This is a genomic window from Mesorhizobium sp. WSM4808 (assembly GCF_055811675.1).
Genome location: NZ_JBVVQX010000046.1, coordinates 1 through 15,843, shown reverse-complemented (window position 1 = coordinate 15,843; position 15,843 = coordinate 1). Strand labels below are relative to the sequence as shown.

At 58.1% G+C, this 15,843-nt stretch carries 14 protein-coding genes; 3 read left to right on the top strand and 11 right to left on the bottom strand.

Features of this window, described 5'->3' with window-relative positions:
* Both AC0L2U_RS34085 and AC0L2U_RS34080 read left to right on the top strand, forming a co-directional pair.
* Positions 1-720 (top strand): carbonic anhydrase (locus AC0L2U_RS34085; RefSeq protein ID WP_473603606.1); only part of this gene is annotated, 720 nt, incomplete at its 5' end.
* Positions 721-900: 180 nt separating this feature from the next.
* The gene (locus AC0L2U_RS34080) at positions 901-3,435 is read left to right on the top strand and encodes a two-component system VirA-like sensor kinase (RefSeq protein WP_473603605.1); all 2,535 of its coding nucleotides are present in this window, start codon (positions 901-903) and stop codon (positions 3,433-3,435) included.
* 111 nt (positions 3,436-3,546) lie between these two features.
* Here the strand turns inward: AC0L2U_RS34080 and virB11 are convergent, their stop codons facing one another.
* From virB11 to AC0L2U_RS34025, 11 genes are all read right to left on the bottom strand, one after another.
* Entirely contained in the window at positions 3,547-4,587 is a 1,041-nt protein-coding gene (gene virB11 / locus AC0L2U_RS34075; RefSeq protein WP_473603604.1) for a P-type DNA transfer ATPase VirB11, read from the bottom strand.
* Positions 4,571-5,722: a type IV secretion system protein VirB10 gene (gene virB10, locus AC0L2U_RS34070; RefSeq protein ID WP_473603603.1), complete on the bottom strand. Its 1,152-nt coding sequence runs from the start codon at positions 5,720-5,722 to the stop codon at positions 4,571-4,573. Before virB10 ends, virB11 begins: the two co-directional genes overlap by 17 nt.
* Positions 5,719-6,600 (bottom strand): TrbG/VirB9 family P-type conjugative transfer protein, encoded by an 882-nt coding sequence (locus AC0L2U_RS34065; protein ID WP_473564851.1) that lies wholly within the window; start codon positions 6,598-6,600, stop codon positions 5,719-5,721. The genes virB10 and AC0L2U_RS34065 overlap by 4 nt, the downstream gene beginning before the upstream one ends.
* The gene (locus AC0L2U_RS34060; RefSeq protein ID WP_473564850.1) at positions 6,597-7,310 is read right to left on the bottom strand and encodes a type IV secretion system protein VirB8; all 714 of its coding nucleotides are present in this window, start codon (positions 7,308-7,310) and stop codon (positions 6,597-6,599) included. The genes AC0L2U_RS34065 and AC0L2U_RS34060 overlap by 4 nt, the downstream gene beginning before the upstream one ends.
* On the bottom strand, positions 7,307-7,465 hold the full coding sequence (locus AC0L2U_RS34055; RefSeq protein WP_095814513.1) for a type IV secretion system lipoprotein VirB7: 159 nt from the start codon (positions 7,463-7,465) through the stop codon (positions 7,307-7,309). Before AC0L2U_RS34055 ends, AC0L2U_RS34060 begins: the two co-directional genes overlap by 4 nt.
* Positions 7,466-7,486: 21 nt before the next feature.
* On the bottom strand, positions 7,487-8,374 hold the full coding sequence (locus AC0L2U_RS34050) for a type IV secretion system protein (RefSeq protein ID WP_473564849.1): 888 nt from the start codon (positions 8,372-8,374) through the stop codon (positions 7,487-7,489).
* 58 nt (positions 8,375-8,432) lie between these two features.
* Positions 8,433-9,116 (bottom strand): TrbJ/VirB5 family protein, encoded by a 684-nt coding sequence (locus tag AC0L2U_RS34045; RefSeq protein WP_473603602.1) that lies wholly within the window; start codon positions 9,114-9,116, stop codon positions 8,433-8,435.
* A gap of 13 nt (positions 9,117-9,129) precedes the next feature.
* Positions 9,130-11,499 (bottom strand): type IV secretion/conjugal transfer ATPase VirB4, encoded by a 2,370-nt coding sequence (gene virB4 / locus AC0L2U_RS34040; protein ID WP_473603601.1) that lies wholly within the window; start codon positions 11,497-11,499, stop codon positions 9,130-9,132.
* Positions 11,499-11,825, bottom strand: a complete 327-nt coding sequence (locus tag AC0L2U_RS34035) for a type IV secretion system protein VirB3 (RefSeq protein WP_473564846.1) — start codon at positions 11,823-11,825, stop codon at positions 11,499-11,501. The genes virB4 and AC0L2U_RS34035 overlap by 1 nt, the downstream gene beginning before the upstream one ends.
* Positions 11,825-12,130 carry a pilin major subunit VirB2 gene (gene virB2 / locus AC0L2U_RS34030; protein WP_473603607.1) on the bottom strand — a complete coding sequence of 102 codons (306 nt, stop codon included), beginning with the start codon at positions 12,128-12,130 and terminating at the stop codon, positions 11,825-11,827. The genes AC0L2U_RS34035 and virB2 overlap by 1 nt, the downstream gene beginning before the upstream one ends.
* Before the next feature lie 75 nt (positions 12,131-12,205).
* Entirely contained in the window at positions 12,206-12,988 is a 783-nt protein-coding gene (locus AC0L2U_RS34025; protein WP_473603600.1) for a type IV secretion system lytic transglycosylase VirB1, read from the bottom strand.
* Positions 12,989-14,261: 1,273 nt separating this feature from the next.
* Between AC0L2U_RS34025 and virG the strand changes: the two genes are divergently transcribed.
* Positions 14,262-14,987: a two-component system response regulator VirG gene (virG, locus tag AC0L2U_RS34020; RefSeq protein WP_473603599.1), complete on the top strand. Its 726-nt coding sequence runs from the start codon at positions 14,262-14,264 to the stop codon at positions 14,985-14,987.
* Positions 14,988-15,843 lie beyond the last annotated feature (856 nt).

Here is a 15,843-nt window from a genome sequence, read left to right as displayed (position 1 = left end):
GCGCTGGGTGCGTGTCCTATTTGCGCTGAAGCCGCGCGGGCGGCCAGCACCGAATGGGGATATGCAGGCCCGGTCGGACCCGAACAATGGGGGCAGCTGGACAAGACGAATTTGGTCTGCTCGGCGGGCATGCAGCAATCGCCGGTCGATATCAAGGGCGCGGTCAAAGCGGATATACCCCACATCGCCATAGGCTGGCACAGGGGTGGCGGCAGGATGATTAACAACGGCCACACCATTCAAACGAACCTGCCGCAAGGCAGCACGCTCACTCGGGGGGATCGTGTCTATGAGCTGCTACAGTTCCACTTCCATGCGCCAAGCGAGCACCACGTCGCAGGCAAGACTTTCCCGATGGAAGCGCATTTTGTCCATAAGGACCGCAACAGCGATACTCTGGGTGTGCTGGGCGTGTTTCTGACGCCAGGCGCGACAAATGCCAGTTTTGCCAGGCTTGCTGCAGCATTTCCAGCAACGTCGGGCGAAGAGGCAGCGGTCGACAATGTCGACCCGAACGGGCTTCTGCCGGCTTCGCTTGGCTACTGGACATATGAAGGATCCTTGACATCACCACCATGCACGGAAAACGTCGACTGGATGGTGGCGACGGAACCGGTTGAGGTCGACCCAGCAGACATGGAGCGATTTACCTCGCTATATCCCCGGAACGCGCGCCCTATCCGTTCACCCAATCGGCGCTTCATCCTGGGCCTCAGCTGAGGGTCCCTGAAGCCGCGGAGGGGCAAAGCACCGCCTGCGCGTTGTATTCATCTGCTTCCAAGATCGCAACGATGTGCTCCGCATCGCGGGGGTCCTTTGGACGCTCATTCCCGTTCTGGAAGCGGCCCAAAACCAAGTTTGGCAACGGTGTTGAACCGTCCCATAAGGGGAGAGGTAGGCGTGGCTTTCTTATTCCAGCAGCATCCGGCCGCCTACCGAATCCGTGGCGAGCTGGACTGCGGGTTGGACCTTCGCAAGGCGTGCACCGCGCATCAAACGCCGTTTCCTTGGGAAACACGGCTCAGTTCCGACAAAGCAATTGTAATCGCCCTAGCCGCCTCGACTGCGCTCTTGGTCGGGACGCAGGGGCAGCCTCCGCAGATCAACGACGCGATCCTAAGCCAACTGCGAACGATTCAGATCAACGATGCATTACTCCGGCGCGACGTCGCCCGCGCCCGGACGGATATGGTCTTGGACTCCCGGTCGGTTTCTTCTACCGGACAGGCATTGCAAAGGAATCGTGAAAACTTGCAACGCCCTCCCGAGGTTTCGCCCGATGAGAGCTCCGGGCAATCCAGATTGCGCGCGCAGCTCATAAAGTCGATCGAAAACAAAGAGGCTGCCGTCTCAGCCTTGGTCAAGCAAGATCAGCTTGTGCAAAACTTTCTTGCAGATCTTGCCCGCTCGCTTGGTCGCCTTGGGGGGGCATCGTCGCGCAGGGTTGCACTGTCTAAGCTGATCGCGTTTTCGGCCGAACCGGGGCTCACCCTTGCATCACAGATGGATCAGCCTCCCGACCGATTTGCTCCGAGCCAGGCCCGGGCTGCCGCGGATGCTTTGGGCATTTTCCGCAGTCTCCTGACTTGTTTATGGAGGTTGGACCAAGCTGCCAATCAGATCGCATCCCTCGACACGTCCTCCAGGGCCGCCGAACTGGAGCGAGAGCATCTGAAAGGCTACAACTTGGCCAGCGCGCAAGCGCAGCGTACGCGATTTTCCTTTGGCTTGCTGTCCATATGCCTCTGCTTGTTTGCGATCATTCGTTCCTCCAGGCAGCATCTGCGGATGAACCGGCTGAAAAGGCGGTTGCAGCTTGAAGAGGCAATGCGTGAGATCGAATCTCGCTTTAACGATAGCAAAGCAAAGAACGCCGCGGCGCGCTTTTCCACCGAAGCAGCGCTTAGAGTCATGCAACGCGTTTTCGATGCGCATCAATGCGCGCTTGCTCTGGTGGATCCGAGTCTCAGCAGGCAGACTGAGTGCTTTGTGGCGAACACGTGCATACCCGTCTGGAACGTGGCGCTTATTGAGGAAGTCGTTTCACTTGTCCGTGCCGGACGACCAGTGTTTCGCGTCGTTTCGGCGGCGGAAATGGTTCGGACCGCCCTAGGTACTTCCGGTGTTTGTCAAATTGTTGCTTGCAGGGCCTCCGATCAGCAGGCTGTGGTTTGCATCCTTGTTTTTGAACGAGATCGCTCACTCCCCTCAGCAGACGACCTGCGGGTTCTTGCCAGTGCCATTGTGCGTTTGAGCAACCATCTTGAAATGCAACGTGTAAATACCGAACGCGACCTTCTGGTGAGTCGATGGGAGCATGGGGAAAGGCTGAGGACCGTCGGCACGATCGCAAGCGGCGCCACACATGAGTTCAACAATATTTTAGGCGCGATAATCGGATATTCAGAAATTGCCCAAGGTCTGGTGCGTCGCCCCTCCAGAATTCGGAACCACATCGACCAAATCATCTTAGCTGGACACCGAGCCAAGCTGATCGTTGACCAGATCTTGTCGCTCAGCCGAAACCGAAAGCGCGTTGCAGTGCCTTTCAACGTCTCCGAAATTGTCATGGATCTCGCGTCATTGCTGCGGGTTACAGTTCGTGCGGATGTTCAGTTGAACTTCAAGATCAACAAGTGGCAAACGATGGTCGAGGGCAGCCCAACCGAGATGCAGCAGATCCTCATGAATCTGTGCAAGAACGCGTCGGAGGCTGTCTTGAACGAGGGCCGTGTCGAGGTTAGCGTTTCCCGCGCTCAGGTGTGCCAAACCAAGCCGCTGGCTCAGGGCACCTTGAGACCTGGAGATTACGTTCTCCTCTCCATCAGCGACGATGGCCCAGGAATCGCAAGTTCGATACTTCCGCATGTCTTTGAGCCCTTCTTTACCACGCGCTCTCTCGTCGGCGGGACCGGGCTGGGTCTTGCTGCGGTTGACAGGCACGTGAGCGCGCTCGCAGGATGCCTTGACGTCACCTCGGCTGTTGGCCAAGGGACGCGGTTTGACATCTACTTACCGGCCTGCGAGGAGAAGCCAGTCAGCGCAGACATCGCTTTCGGTCCATACGACGGGTCACTTGGCAACGGAGAAATCATTGCAGTCGTGGAGCCCGATCCAGCAGAGTTGGAGATCTACAAGGACAAGATCGCCGCGCTGGGTTATAAGCCCGTCGGCTTCGCGACCTTCGAAAGTCTTTGCGGCTGGACCGAGAGCGGGAAGGCAGCCGACCTGCTGATCTTGGGTAAAATGCCTTTCCTGGAGCGAGGACAGGCCGAATCCGTATGCCCCACCCTGATGACGGTGCCTGTCATAGTCGTGGGCGAAATCGACCCCATGCCGGTCACATCTGCCAATCAGGCCTTCGTCCTTTGGCTAGCGAAGCCGGTTTCGTCCCGGACAATGCAGCATGCGGTTCGTACAATGATGATGGCATGATCCCGCCGACTCGATCGGGCTACCCAAGCAATCCGAGAAGACCGTCAAAAGGGCATTGGAGCAGAACAATGACGCGTCACATCACCGACTTATCGATCCCGAGACGTTTCCTTAGTGCTTATTGAGAAGGTCGGCTACTGTCTCTCCCCGTCGCCGGGCATCGGCGGCGAGCCATACCTCTCCCACCTCATAGACGTCGCCTTGGGTACGGAACGGTACGATGACGTCAATGGCAGCCGACAGCATGTCAAGAAGCGTGCGGTCTTCCACAGCGGCTCCTTGCGCGCTGCTCTTGACGAGTGAAAAGAGCTTTTTGAAACCTTGGACCGGATCAGCCCCATGAATCGTTGATATCGATCCTGCATGGCCGGAGACGACTTCACTAAGGTAGGCCCAAGCGGCATCATCGCGCATCTCGCCAAGCAATATTCGATCAGGGCGCATGCGCAAGCTGGCTTGCAACAGTTGCTCGGCCGTCACTGTACCTGCGCCTGCCCGGTCCTTTGGATAGAGTAAGCGGACATGGTTCTCGTGCGGGATTGCAAGTTCGAGCGTGTCCTCGATGCTGATCAACCTCTCATGCGGGGGTATAGCGTTGATCAAAGTCTTGCTCATTGTCGTTTTGCCGCTTCCAGTTGGTCCGCAAAGCAGCATCGTGAGCCGCCCGCAGACGCAGGCTCGCAAAAATTCCTCCAGGTCGCCATGGTCGTAGTGCTGAAGAATCGTTTCGTCCTGCCGCTCTTGGCGCTCTTTTCGTGACCGCCATTGATTCCAACGCGAGTATTCGTAGCGAGAAGAAACTTCCTTGAGTTCGGTCACACGACTTGAGGGACGCCGTATCGTCAGGCTTATTGTTCCTGAGGGTACAGCGGGCGGCAAACAGATCTGCAGCCGCTCTCCGTTCGGCAACTCAGTCGCACAGAGGGGGCTTTGGGGTCCGACATCTTGCTTGCGCAGCGCTCCGGCGAGGATCGCGATGTCCTCCAGATCGTCATAAGACAGTGGTAGCGCGTGTTTCGTGAACACGCCGGCCTGTCGGACAAAGGCTTCCCCAGGCCGGTTGATAGCGACCTCTTCGGTCCTTGGCTCCTCAAGCCATTTCAGAACGGGCTCGAGAAGCAAACGCAATTGAGGATCAGCCTCCGATTGCATTGTTGTCTCTCCGGCGTTCGCGATGTTGGGGGGACGGCGCCACGGCAGTCGCTCTAAGATCGTATACATCGGAGAAGTCGAGGTCCCGAGCCACAAAGATGGATACGGCGTCACCCTGGTTTTTCTTCAAGGTTGGGGGAAGGTTGATCGTCGCTCTCAATGTCGTCTCGACGGCTTGTCCACCATTGCTCTGGAAGCTGTTGATGCCGCTTCCTCCGCCAGAGCTGGCCGCATATTGACCAGCCGCCTGAAACGCGCCTTGGATGACACTCATGAGAATCGCTCCGCCAAAGCGTTCCCGGAAGTGATTGTCCACCGTGCCAGGCATTCCGGAGCGGCCGAGCTCGTCAGCGCCCGGCGATGCTATCGAAACGAGGGCATGGTCAGGTGTTTCGATGCGCGTCCACAGCACGAAGACACGCGCATCCCCCTGCTGGAGACCGTGCTGGATCTCGCCAATCACGGTCGTCCCGCGATCCAAGAGCACGACATTGTTGGTGGCGCCGCGGACGGCTTTAGGTAAGACGCACTTCACATAGCCGGGTAAATTTGTGTCGACCGCCGTTTGCAAAATGCATGGAATGATCGTTCCTTGAGTAATCACGAGATCAGGGTGCGGCAAAAGTGTGGCCCGGCTCGACTCCTGTATATCTGGCTTCAACCGGCCTGACAGATCGCCACCGCTTGAAATCTCATCCGGTGTCGTGGGAGCATCCTTATGGTCGTCTTCGCTCCGCTGACCGTCTTTGGGCATTTGACTGCTGCTACTGTAGGCGAAAATTGGTGTTTCCTCTGGCGGCGCATCAGCTGGCGCCGTTGGGGGCGGCGTGGATGGCGCAAGATCTGCCGCCTGCGCCGCCTCTGCCGGTGCTGGAGGTTCTGGAGGTTCTGGAGCAACCTCGATTGGCACGGGACGGAATGGCTCGGCGTTGGCGACAATTGGCGGTTTTGGCTGAGATGGTTCGTCTTGTGTGCTGGAACGACCTCCGAGCCAGATGAGCGATAGAGACGAGATCAGAACAAGAGCAGCGACGACCAACTTCTGTGATCCCGAAACATGCCGGCGGGCCGGCTCCGAGACCATCGATCCGGATGCATGGACATCATGTCCCGCCTGCGGGCCGGTTTCATTCATCGTCCCGAGCCTTTCAAAACGCGCCACACGTCGGGTGTCACTGTACCGGTCCCTGGCGCTCGTCCCACAGGGTCATAAGCCCTGTTGAAAATGGACAAGACCGTGTTGCCATCTCTCAGACGCCATTCCCGGGCGACGGCGGATACTTCAACATAGTCGCCTTTGACCGTGTAATTGGCAGCGGCTTCCTTGCCGTCGGGATTGATAATGTACAGGGAGGGTATGCGGGAATTGCTTGCGAAGCCAAATACGGTCGTAAAGCCATTATCGAAAACTTCCAGCGGCGCCAGCGATCGATCGCCCTTTGCGACATAGTGAAAATTGCTTTCGTCTGGACTGGCAGTTGCGGCGGGCCGATTCAACAAATCCTGAACTCTCTCGTCTTGCAGCACTTTCGCCCGGGCTCGGCCAAGACTCCAGCGCCTTTCTGCTTCCTTTCTCTGAGCAGCAGCCTCATCAGCAGGATAGGTGAACTGCACACTGTAGTATAGGTCTGGTTGCTGCTCATCGAGTTTTGGCATCTCTTTTGTTGAAATACTGAAGACGTATCTGCGTGTACCGGACTCGCTCTCGGCCAGCACGACGACCGGCTGCGGCGACAGCATCCGGCTAGCCTTGAAAAAGAGATAATTGGCGCGCGGGAGCGCAGCCAGGTCCTTGCTATTGGAAACGGCCACGGCTGCGACGGTCTCGTTGGCCGCGAATGTGACAACCAGCGTTGCCCCAACTGCGGTCGATAGGCGCACCACTTCGTCGGGACGGTAAGCCAGGTAGCGCATCCGCGCATCATGCTTGCCGGCAAGCGGCGTGTCTTCGGCGCACGCTTCCATCGTGAGGAAGAGTGAACAGGCCAGCGCCAGAAATGCTCTTTTTGTCATGGCTGCACGTCGCCCAGATTCGATACGGTATCTTCCGAGGTTTGATAGGAGGTGACGAGTAGACCTCCCGGATTGGTGAGCCTCGATTGCCCAGGCAGACCCGTCAAGCGCTCGTAGCGGATGGTAGCTGTCCAGGAGGTCACTATCGGTGTCTGCCCATCGACAACAAGCGTACGTTTGTATCGGATCTGCTGAACGTCGGGACTGATGTCGTTTGATGAAATATGCCCGACCTCGAGCTTGCCGCGCTTGCCAACCGTGACCTGCGGCGAGGTGGGATTGGGATAGTTGAAGAAATCTTGATATTGCTGTTGCACAGCCGGTGCGCTGAAACTGGATACGAGGTCATAGGCGTATTGGGCTGTATCTGCCGTGTAGCCCTCGCGCAGGCGTACATATTCCCACAGCGAAGCGTTTATGACGGCTCGGTCTTGAGTTGCGGGCAGTCGAGAGATTGACACTTCGCTGTCAACGGTCCCGTCCGGCCGCACCCAGAGGAACACAGGTACGAGCTTGGCCAACGGGACCATGGCAGCGATGGTAAATGCCTGGGCAACATTTCCTAGGACCGCCACTGCCGCAAAGGCTACAAGGGCCTTTGACAGGCGCCCCGCAGACTTCGCTCGCGAAGTTTGAAACGCTTCCACCTTCTTGTAGTGGGCGGCTAGCGTTTCTCTCTCCACCAGAAGAGCATGTTCAGGAAATTTCACTTGGGCTCTTCCGCGCACTCGACTTGAAGATCCTCAGGAGTGGTTTCCCATTGTCCGGCGTTCAGTTGGAATGGCGTACCCGTGCAGGTCGCAAGCCGATCGGTTGTCTTGCAGGCCGCCAAAGCGAGGATTGACAACAGTAGATAGCGTTTCATGTTTTTGGCACCGGTTATTGATTAATGACGCGCCGTTTTGGCAAAGTAGCGGTTGAGGTTGTTCAGAGATCGGTTCTCGCCTGCCCAAGAGCCGCCGGCGATGCTGCTGGCGATCGTCGGAAGCGCGATGATCAGAGCGTCGCCAGCCAGGAAGAGCATGTCGAGCTCGTAAAGCCCGATGATCTTGGCTGCTGTCGTGGACGACATTTTGATCAGGATAATCATGCCCCCCAGCGCGACTGCTTCGGCAGCGATAACTATCGTTGCAACGATGTTGAGGAGGAGAAGCAGCAGCCCGTACGAGAGCAGTTGGCCGATCCATCTGGTGGCCATGTCTCGCGTGTGATCGAAAAGATAGCCTACAAGGACCAAAGGGCCGATCGTCAAGAGCACCTTCGTCAGAATTCCCACGGCATCGTAGATCTCGAACGCTGTCCACATCGAGCCGTAGAAAATCCATTGCGCTCCCTCGAACGCAAGTATGTCCTGGCCGTTCATAGGCCCAATTTCGGAAGCAATCATCTGAAACGCAAACTGGCTTGAAGCAAACATCAAGTCGAGCTTCCCGGGAATATCGACGAATGGCAAGTCGCTGCTACTTATCTGGTGAGCAAACCTTGGAATCGTGTCGTCGAAGAACGCTTCAATGTAATGCTGGTAGTTGGACTGGTCTAAGATAAGGGCAACGACAATCGACACCATGATTACGCGCGAGATACCCCCGCGCGCATCGACTTGACCACGCATGACCAGACAGCCTTGGATTATTATCCAAAGCGTCACACACGCAACCAGAGGCGCGCTGACCGCCTCTTGGATTTTTTCAAGCACGTTGTGCAGCCCTGACGTAAAGGCCACATCAAAGATCGTGTGTATGGCCGTGAATGGCGCGGGAATCCTGAAATTCATGGCCTGAGCCTGATTTGTCCCTGATCAGCGCAGCTGAGCCGGATGAACTCTGTGTGGTTCACGGGAGGCTGCCGAACATTTTGGCGGTGTCCCGGCGTTCGCGACGCTGCGTGGCAGCCTCCTCCGCGGTGTGAAGGCTCGCTTGTGCAGTGGCCATCGTCAGCAGACTCGTGGCCTGGACATTCTGAATGATCGCATCGTGAATCTGCTTGAGGACCAGACCGTTGGTCACTGTGGCCTGCACGATATTTCCCGAGCGGGAAAGCTGACCAAGCGTGTCGGCGTTATTCTTAAGGCGCCTGTCCATTACGCCCATAGTGTCGGCTGCGAGAGCTGCGGTATTGGCGGCACCAGAGATCTGTGCCTTTAACAGTTCCGCTTCTGCATCGGAGCCGGTGACTGTCCGATTTGAGTCCCCCGCAATGTTCCACGCCATGGTCGAAGCTGGCTTCCCACCATCAAACATCTGCTCCTCCAGCCTATTGCTGGATGGGTAGTGATTTCCTTGGTTGAGTGCGCCCAACAGTCCCGTGACAGCAAATGACGACGTCAGCATATCCACCATTTCGATCGTAGCAGCGAGCGTTTGGGCTGACTTAATAAGGATCGCCGCAGTGGAACCCGCTGTTAAGGCCGATTGTGCTTCCGTTAGCGGATCGCTGACAATAAATTGCGACCGGGCCTGTGTGCTAAGCAGAAAGGAAGCAGCGAGCGTCGTCGCTGCAATCTTGGCAAATCTCATGAATAGTCCTCCGTCAGTCTTGAACTTCGTGGTAACGAGCCATGAACTCGTCGAGCCACGCACTTGGGGCATCTCCGTGCTGGTCACGAAGCTGGTCGGCAAAGCGCACGGTGTTGGCACGCCCCGAGAGTACGGCTACATGCTCGCGCATCTGGCCGAGATCGAATTCGCAAACAACACTCCCGCTGTCGCGCTTGAGCAAAAACTTGCGGCTGCCAATTGCCATTCCCTGGCGGATTGCCTCGAACTCCTGCGTGGTGCACTTCAAGCCATCGACATACGCAACCCGGTCCGCCGTCGGTGACGGGTAGAAAATCTTCGTCATGCATTGCGCAACGAGACTGGCTCCGAGCGGCGATTCAAGCACGTGTTCAGGCTGCTGCGTTGCGAGTATCAACATCCCATTATTCTTGCGGACGGTAAGCAAGAACTTGTCGATAACAGCCGAGAACTGGGGGTTGAGCAGATAGAAGCGAAATTCATCGCAGCTCATGACGAACCGACGGCCATCGACAACAGCGCCCACGCGGTGCAGAAGATATGCGGCGGCCGGCGCGCAGACCTCCTCAAATTCCAGGAGCTGCGTCATGTCGAAGCCGGTAATGGAGGCATCCAGCTTTACTTCATCGACATCGCCGTCAAAGGCCCATCCAAGCGCATTCCCTCGACACCAGCGCTGCAGCCGTGCTCCTGCGCCCTCGGAGGGGCCGTGCAGCAGAAATTCGCGCAGGCCCGCAATTGAGCGCATGACGGGTTCGAACGAAAGTTGACGAACAATGCCACGCTCCAGTCGACGGCTTTCCTCCGGCGAGATCGGGCCACGGCCGTCACTCTCGATGAGGGCCATTAACCACTCGCGCAGAAAGTCCAGCGAGGCGGAGGTGTTGTCCAGTCCACGCAGAGGGGCCAAGCCGCTCGGAGCGCCTCTGCGCAACGCTAGATATGTCCCTCCGGTGGCTCGCACCAGCAGTTCACCACCCCGGTCCTTGTCGAAAAAGACGATCGCACCATCGCGATCCACCACGCTTTGCTCAAGCATCGCGAGGATAAACGTCATCAGCGTCGTCTTGCCTTTGCCGACGGGTCCGAATATCGCCGTCATACCGACGTCATTCTCATGCGGGATGTAGTCGAAACAAGTTCCACCGTTCGTGCGAAAGCGCGCAACAGCTTTGCCCCAGTGGCCGGAAGTGGAACCACTTGGAAAATTCTCAAAAGAGACAAGCCCGGCAAAATTGTGCGAGGTGATCGCCCCAGGGCGCGTGCGCCACTTCTTGTTCCCCGGAAGTTGGGACCAGTACGCGGCCTCCATGCCGATACCCTCTTGGACAATAACGGCGCCAGTGTCGGCCAGCCTTGCGCGGGCATTTGCTGCGCGATCTCCAAGGCTGTTGAGGCTTTCGGCATAGACGCACAGGCTCAAATGATGTGAACCCATGACGAACTCGTTACTTGCCAGTGCGTCCTCTGCTTCGGCAAGTTCATTGATTTGGGTGAGAGCCTTGTCGCCGGCGCTCGTCATCTGGCTGGACTTAAGGCTGAGCTTCGCATGAGCTTGTGGCCGAGTGAGGAAGGAAAAGCTCTGGCTGAGCACAAGCGGGAAGTTGGCGGACAGCAACGGATTTAGCATTCCTGGCCGCGTCGTCGCCGGATACTCACGCAACGAAAACAATGATCCCACGGAGCTATCCCCGGGTCTTCGAATCTCAAGCGCCCGCTTTCCGCAGATGACTTGGTCAGTGTAGATCGAAGCGCCAAGTGAGCCGGTAACCATCGGAACCGGGAGAAACCGGCAAGTCATGATCAGCCGAAGCGCCTCACCGATTTCCGTGAAGAGCACCTCGCCTTTCTCACGAACACCCAACCGGCGCAGACCGTAACCGCCGAGTGACCCAGCAATGATCTGCCAGAGGTCCTCCAGGGTTCGTATTTGTGCGGCCAGATCGTTGTCATTGCGCCTGGCGGATTTGGCAATGCGCCAGCCGATCTTGCCGATTGCGGTGCGAGGGAACACGATGACAGTGAGGAAGTGATCGTTGCGAAACAGCTTGCCCGACAGCACCCGGCTCTCATAGGCCTCGCTCAGACTGCCAGCGAATGAACTTTGAAACTGGCGCGATGCCGGCTCCGGCACATCGTTGTTTCGCACAAGATGAGCGTACAGCGTGACATTGTCATCGGCGATGTTGCGCAAGAGCGTGTTGAACGCGCGGCAGCGCGAGTTGCGCATCTCAGCGTCTTCCAAATCGAACGGCTGCCCGTTCACATGTGCCATGGCCATGACCGATCCGTCTTCCAGAAGGACAACCTGATCGCTTAGATGACCGACATACGGAAGATAGATCTCGCCAGATCTCTCGGTCCGGCCACTGGCGCCAAACATTACACCATTCCTCTTCCGCGTTTCGGCACTCTGATCGGATTGGCGCTGACGCTCGCGCCGCCCCAGACCGGCCCGTCCACGCTTCTGCCGGCGGTCTGCAAATAGAGGAACGCGACGCTTGCGGCGTTATAGTCACGCTCAACAATCAGCCGTGCTCCGAACCACAGTGGCACGAGCACGACTTCATAAAGTGGGTTCTTAAGGATGATGATGACGAGCCCCGCCAACATCATAAGCGCTCCGGCCAGCGTTAGCGGCACCCCCAGAAAAAGGGCGGGGCGTGTCGCCGCCACATAGAGGGTGCTCACTTCCAACCGGTCGCTCATCAGCCGCCGCCTATGAGCGTCTTGCCCAGGAAGCTGGCGCCAAACATGATGACGATTCCTCCAACCACGCCCGCAACGAGGCCAAGTGAAGCACGACCGAACATCCAGGAGATGCCGATGGCCACGAGTCCGAGCACAGCCAGCGATTGTCCGAAGGGGCCAAGGATGAAGGTGCAGATATTCTGGACCATCGTGGCAGGATCCGTCCCTCCGGTCACCTGGGCCGCGGCTGGCCCGCTGGAGAAGACCGTCCACGCGACGCCCGCAGCAGCGGCCGGTACATATTCAGCCGCCATGCGCAACATGGAAAAAGGCGAAGGAACACGCGTTTTAAGCGCACGAAGTATTTTGAGTGGCTTCATCATTGTATCTCCATGATTTCAATCGAATACGAGTTTGTTCGGGTTCGAGGGTTCCCGCTCTTCCGCAGCATGGCTGCCTGTCGGACCGGAGGGATCGGCCCTGGAGCGGTTTGGCTGATAGGAGCCCCAGATGTCCCACGAATTTTGGTTGGGCTGCTTTCTAGTGGCCTGTTGGCTCTGTTGGAGCAGAGGCGGCACGGCCTTGCGACCGGGCGCCTCAAGAGGTGGCGCATCGCGAGCGGTCGACTCCAGCGTTGGCTCAAGGTGACTTGAGATGTCCTTTGCGGCCGACTCGACCTTGCGTACATAACCGTTGGCGAAGCCACGCGTGACGTCGCCCGTGTTATAGGCCGAGATGGCACGGCGAAGCGCCAGTTGCTGCGCCGGAGCAGTCGCGCCGCCGGCATACCGGCTTTCAAGCAAGTGGGCGGCAGCCGAAAGGGAGGCGCAGGGCTCGAAAGCCTTTTCCGGCGTGAGACTTAGCGTGGGAAAGTTCTTGCTGTTTATCTGCATCAATCCAACATCGACAGAATGTTGTGCTTCGAGTCGCTCCTTGATGCCCCGCGTCGCTTCCAGCTGGTCTATCCAGCGAAGCTGCTCGCCTGTGGTGTTGTCATGAGCCACCAGCGTTTCAAAGCCACTTTCAATCTTGGCAATCGCGGCGAGGGTGGACGGCGCAACCCAGGGAGCGCATTTGCGCGATAGGCTGCGGAACTCACGGGGCGAAAGTGGCGCGGGTTCGGCTGGGAGCGACATGGATGTCAACAGGACAATGGCCAGCGGCCAAACTGCAATGAACATTTCCTATCACCTACCTTTCCAAGCCGCCGTGCGGGCTCTGGCCTTGTTCGGCACGCGCTTATCGGGGAGGTTTGTTACTGTGTGATGTTCAAGTTCAGCTTTTCGGCTTCAACTGAAACAAAGAGCTTGTTGGTGTCAGCGTGGGTGAGCATTTCGCGCAATGCGGGGGTGGCCCGGGTCCGATCAGCCGGCGACATCCAAAGCACTTTGATACGATGAGTCGTGTGCGGATTGCCCGTCCCGGTCGTCCGTTGCTCCTGGACCGTAAGCCGCGGCTTCGGCGTCATGGATGATGGATCTTCTGCGGGCGCCTGGTCAAAGGCAAGATGGAAGCTCCGCGGGTTGTCCAGACTGCGCGTGCCGTGGGCCAGTCGAACGGGAGACCGACGAAGGCGCCAAGCTGCCTAAAAGTTGCCGTATGCTGCCATTGCTTTAAGAAGCAGCCATGCGCGGCCCTACACGGTCAGGTACATCGACACCGCGAGCTCGTCCGCGAAGCTGGCTCGAAGGCGCAAATCCGCGGCGCAAGGGTCAACTGAAAGACATCGCGGCACAGCGCAGCCTGGTTCAGCTGTTCGGCCGGCCGCCAACAGAGGATGATGTACAGTTCCATCTGCACAAGACCGCACGCCATCGGCGGCGTCCGACGGCGCAATCGGTAAGCATAGTGACTGGCTCAAAGGGAGTGTGTGCATTCAACTGAGAAATGTTAGCTCGGACAGTAGCCGCAACCGGACTGCCGGGCGCCCGAACCAGGGTTTGGCGCGGCCGGCCACCTCGAAAGAACCCGCTTGGCAGGAGACTATTCCATTCGCCCAAGGCCAATGTAGCGACACGGCCGTTCTTGCGCCCACCGCCTTTGCAATCAATCAAACGCCGCGCTGCTCCACTGCGTCCGACGGACGCACGAGCGGCAGGATTTCGAGATCCAGCTCCGCACGTGCCAGAAACGCGACGAAGCAACGACGTGGCAGGCAACTGGGCGTCCATGCCGTCGAAGTCGAGTGGTGTTGGCAGGCCTGCATGTGAGCTCGAAGCGATAAGCGAATGACCCCACGGCAGGGTCATGCCGGCGCTTGGATCCGTCTGGTGGCCACGGGCTGCCTTGCTGCGGTCAATTGGCTGTGGATGAAAAGACCAGCACGAGCAACGGCCTCACATTGGCCGTACGCCACCGCGAGTGGTAGCAAGGGGCAGCTGGTCTGCGTCGGTGCCAGATGGTTGCTCGGCAACGGTTTTAGACTCAAGGGGATTCAAGATTGAAGGTGAGCCGTTGAAACATGTTCTTGTCATTGACGATGATGCCGCGATGCGGCGCCTCATCGCCGAGTATCTTATGATGCATGCCTTGAAGGTGACCGCAGTCAACGATAGCAAGCAATTTAACTACATTCTATCCCATGAGCCTGTCGACCTTGTGGTGGTTGACCTCAATCTAGGCCGGGAGGATGGGCTTGCGATCGTCCGCAATCTGGCGACCAAATCGGATTTACCCATCATAGTGATCAGCGGCGACCGGCTTGATGAGGCCGAAAAAGTCGTTGCACTGGAGCTCGGCGCAACCGATTTCATCCCCAAGCCTTTCGGGCTGCGCGAGTTCCTGGCCCGCATTCGCGTAGCGCTACGCCAGCGCATTGCCAGTCCGCCAACCAAAGATCATCGCTCATTTCGGTTTGGAGCCTGGAAGCTCAGCGTCAAGCAGCGGCGGCTGATCTGTGCAGAGCGTGGCGAGGTCAAGCTTACCGCATGTGAGTTCAATCTCTTGATCGCGTTCCTGGAGAACCCCGGCAGCGTCCTATCCAGAGAACGGCTTTTGCTCGCGAGCCGTGTGCGTGGAGAAGAGGTCTACGATCGAAGTATCGATGTCCTGATCTTGCGCTTGCGCCGAAAGCTCGAGGCTGATGCGGCCAATCCTCGCCTGGTCAAAACGTGTCGTGGTGCGGGGTACTTCTTCAACGCTGACGTAGACGTTAGCTACGGAGGCACCTTGGCCGCGTGACAGGGCGTTTCTGGCGATTGGCTAACGAGGCTCAAGCGAAAGCGGAGTTCTCAGGCCACAGCCTTTAGCTCGGGCGTCCGGGTGTAGGCTTAAGGCGCAGGTCGTGGATCTGGCTGTTGGGACGGCTATTGACGGTGCTGCTGAGGACGTCGGCCAGATAGCCGAGTAGCTCGACACGATTGGGCTTGCGGGTTTTGATCAGCGATGCATGACGGCCCAGTGATCGGCACCGCCGTTCGAGCCAGCGAAGAGCGTTGTGGTTGAGTGCGAGCGCTCGATGGTGTTGCTGTCGATCTCGATGCGGCCTTCGTTAATGAAGCGCGGAACACCTTCCCAACGTGAGAGCGCCTATTGACCGGGCGAGCTTGGAATTGTGACCGATCAGGCTGAGCTTTCGCGCAGCCAAGGTTAAGATCGGCCACAATAGCGCGGCCGTTTCCTGACGCGTCGCACCGCGTTCATTGGCCGATGCGGTCGCGAGGGATATCGTCCTCGATCTAATTGAGGTCGGCGCTCCGTCTCAGCGCCGCCTGACTGAGGATCGGCGAGTTCCAAGCCCTACAATCGCCTTGCAACAATGCCAGCCTGATCATTATGGCGAGAGCAACCGGTCTGGAGATCGCATCAGCCTCACCGTTGCCAAAAAGAGCTGTTCTGCCTCATCCGCCATCGAGCTCAACGCCCCGCGTCGGAGCGCTCTCTGCTTCGGGAGGAAGCCATGAGGTCCGCGCGGGCTTGATCGGAGGCTTGGCCGATGGACGTCGTGGTTGCTTCGCTCGGCTGCCGCCCGATTGCGAGGCTTTGCGGATTCTCAGTCCTCTGCCTTTTCGCCGGTCTCAACAGGGCTGTGTGATGT

Coding starts and splice junctions, on each gene's coding strand:
- AC0L2U_RS34050 (WP_473564849.1), bottom strand. CDS start 8,374: ATGAATTTCAGGATTCCCGCGCCATTCACGGCCATACACACGATCTTT.
- virB4 (WP_473603601.1), bottom strand. CDS start 11,499: ATGTTTGGCGCCAGTGGCCGGACCGAGAGATCTGGCGAGATCTATCTT.
- AC0L2U_RS34055 (WP_095814513.1), bottom strand. CDS start 7,465: ATGAAACGCTATCTACTGTTGTCAATCCTCGCTTTGGCGGCCTGCAAG.
- virB11 (WP_473603604.1), bottom strand. CDS start 4,587: ATGCAATCGGAGGCTGATCCTCAATTGCGTTTGCTTCTCGAGCCCGTT.
- AC0L2U_RS34045 (WP_473603602.1), bottom strand. CDS start 9,116: ATGAGATTTGCCAAGATTGCAGCGACGACGCTCGCTGCTTCCTTTCTG.
- AC0L2U_RS34065 (WP_473564851.1), bottom strand. CDS start 6,600: ATGACAAAAAGAGCATTTCTGGCGCTGGCCTGTTCACTCTTCCTCACG.
- virB10 (WP_473603603.1), bottom strand. CDS start 5,722: ATGAATGAAACCGGCCCGCAGGCGGGACATGATGTCCATGCATCCGGA.
- AC0L2U_RS34025 (WP_473603600.1), bottom strand. CDS start 12,988: ATGTTCATTGCAGTTTGGCCGCTGGCCATTGTCCTGTTGACATCCATG.
- AC0L2U_RS34035 (WP_473564846.1), bottom strand. CDS start 11,825: ATGAGCGACCGGTTGGAAGTGAGCACCCTCTATGTGGCGGCGACACGC.
- virB2 (WP_473603607.1), bottom strand. CDS start 12,130: ATGTTGCGCATGGCGGCTGAATATGTACCGGCCGCTGCTGCGGGCGTC.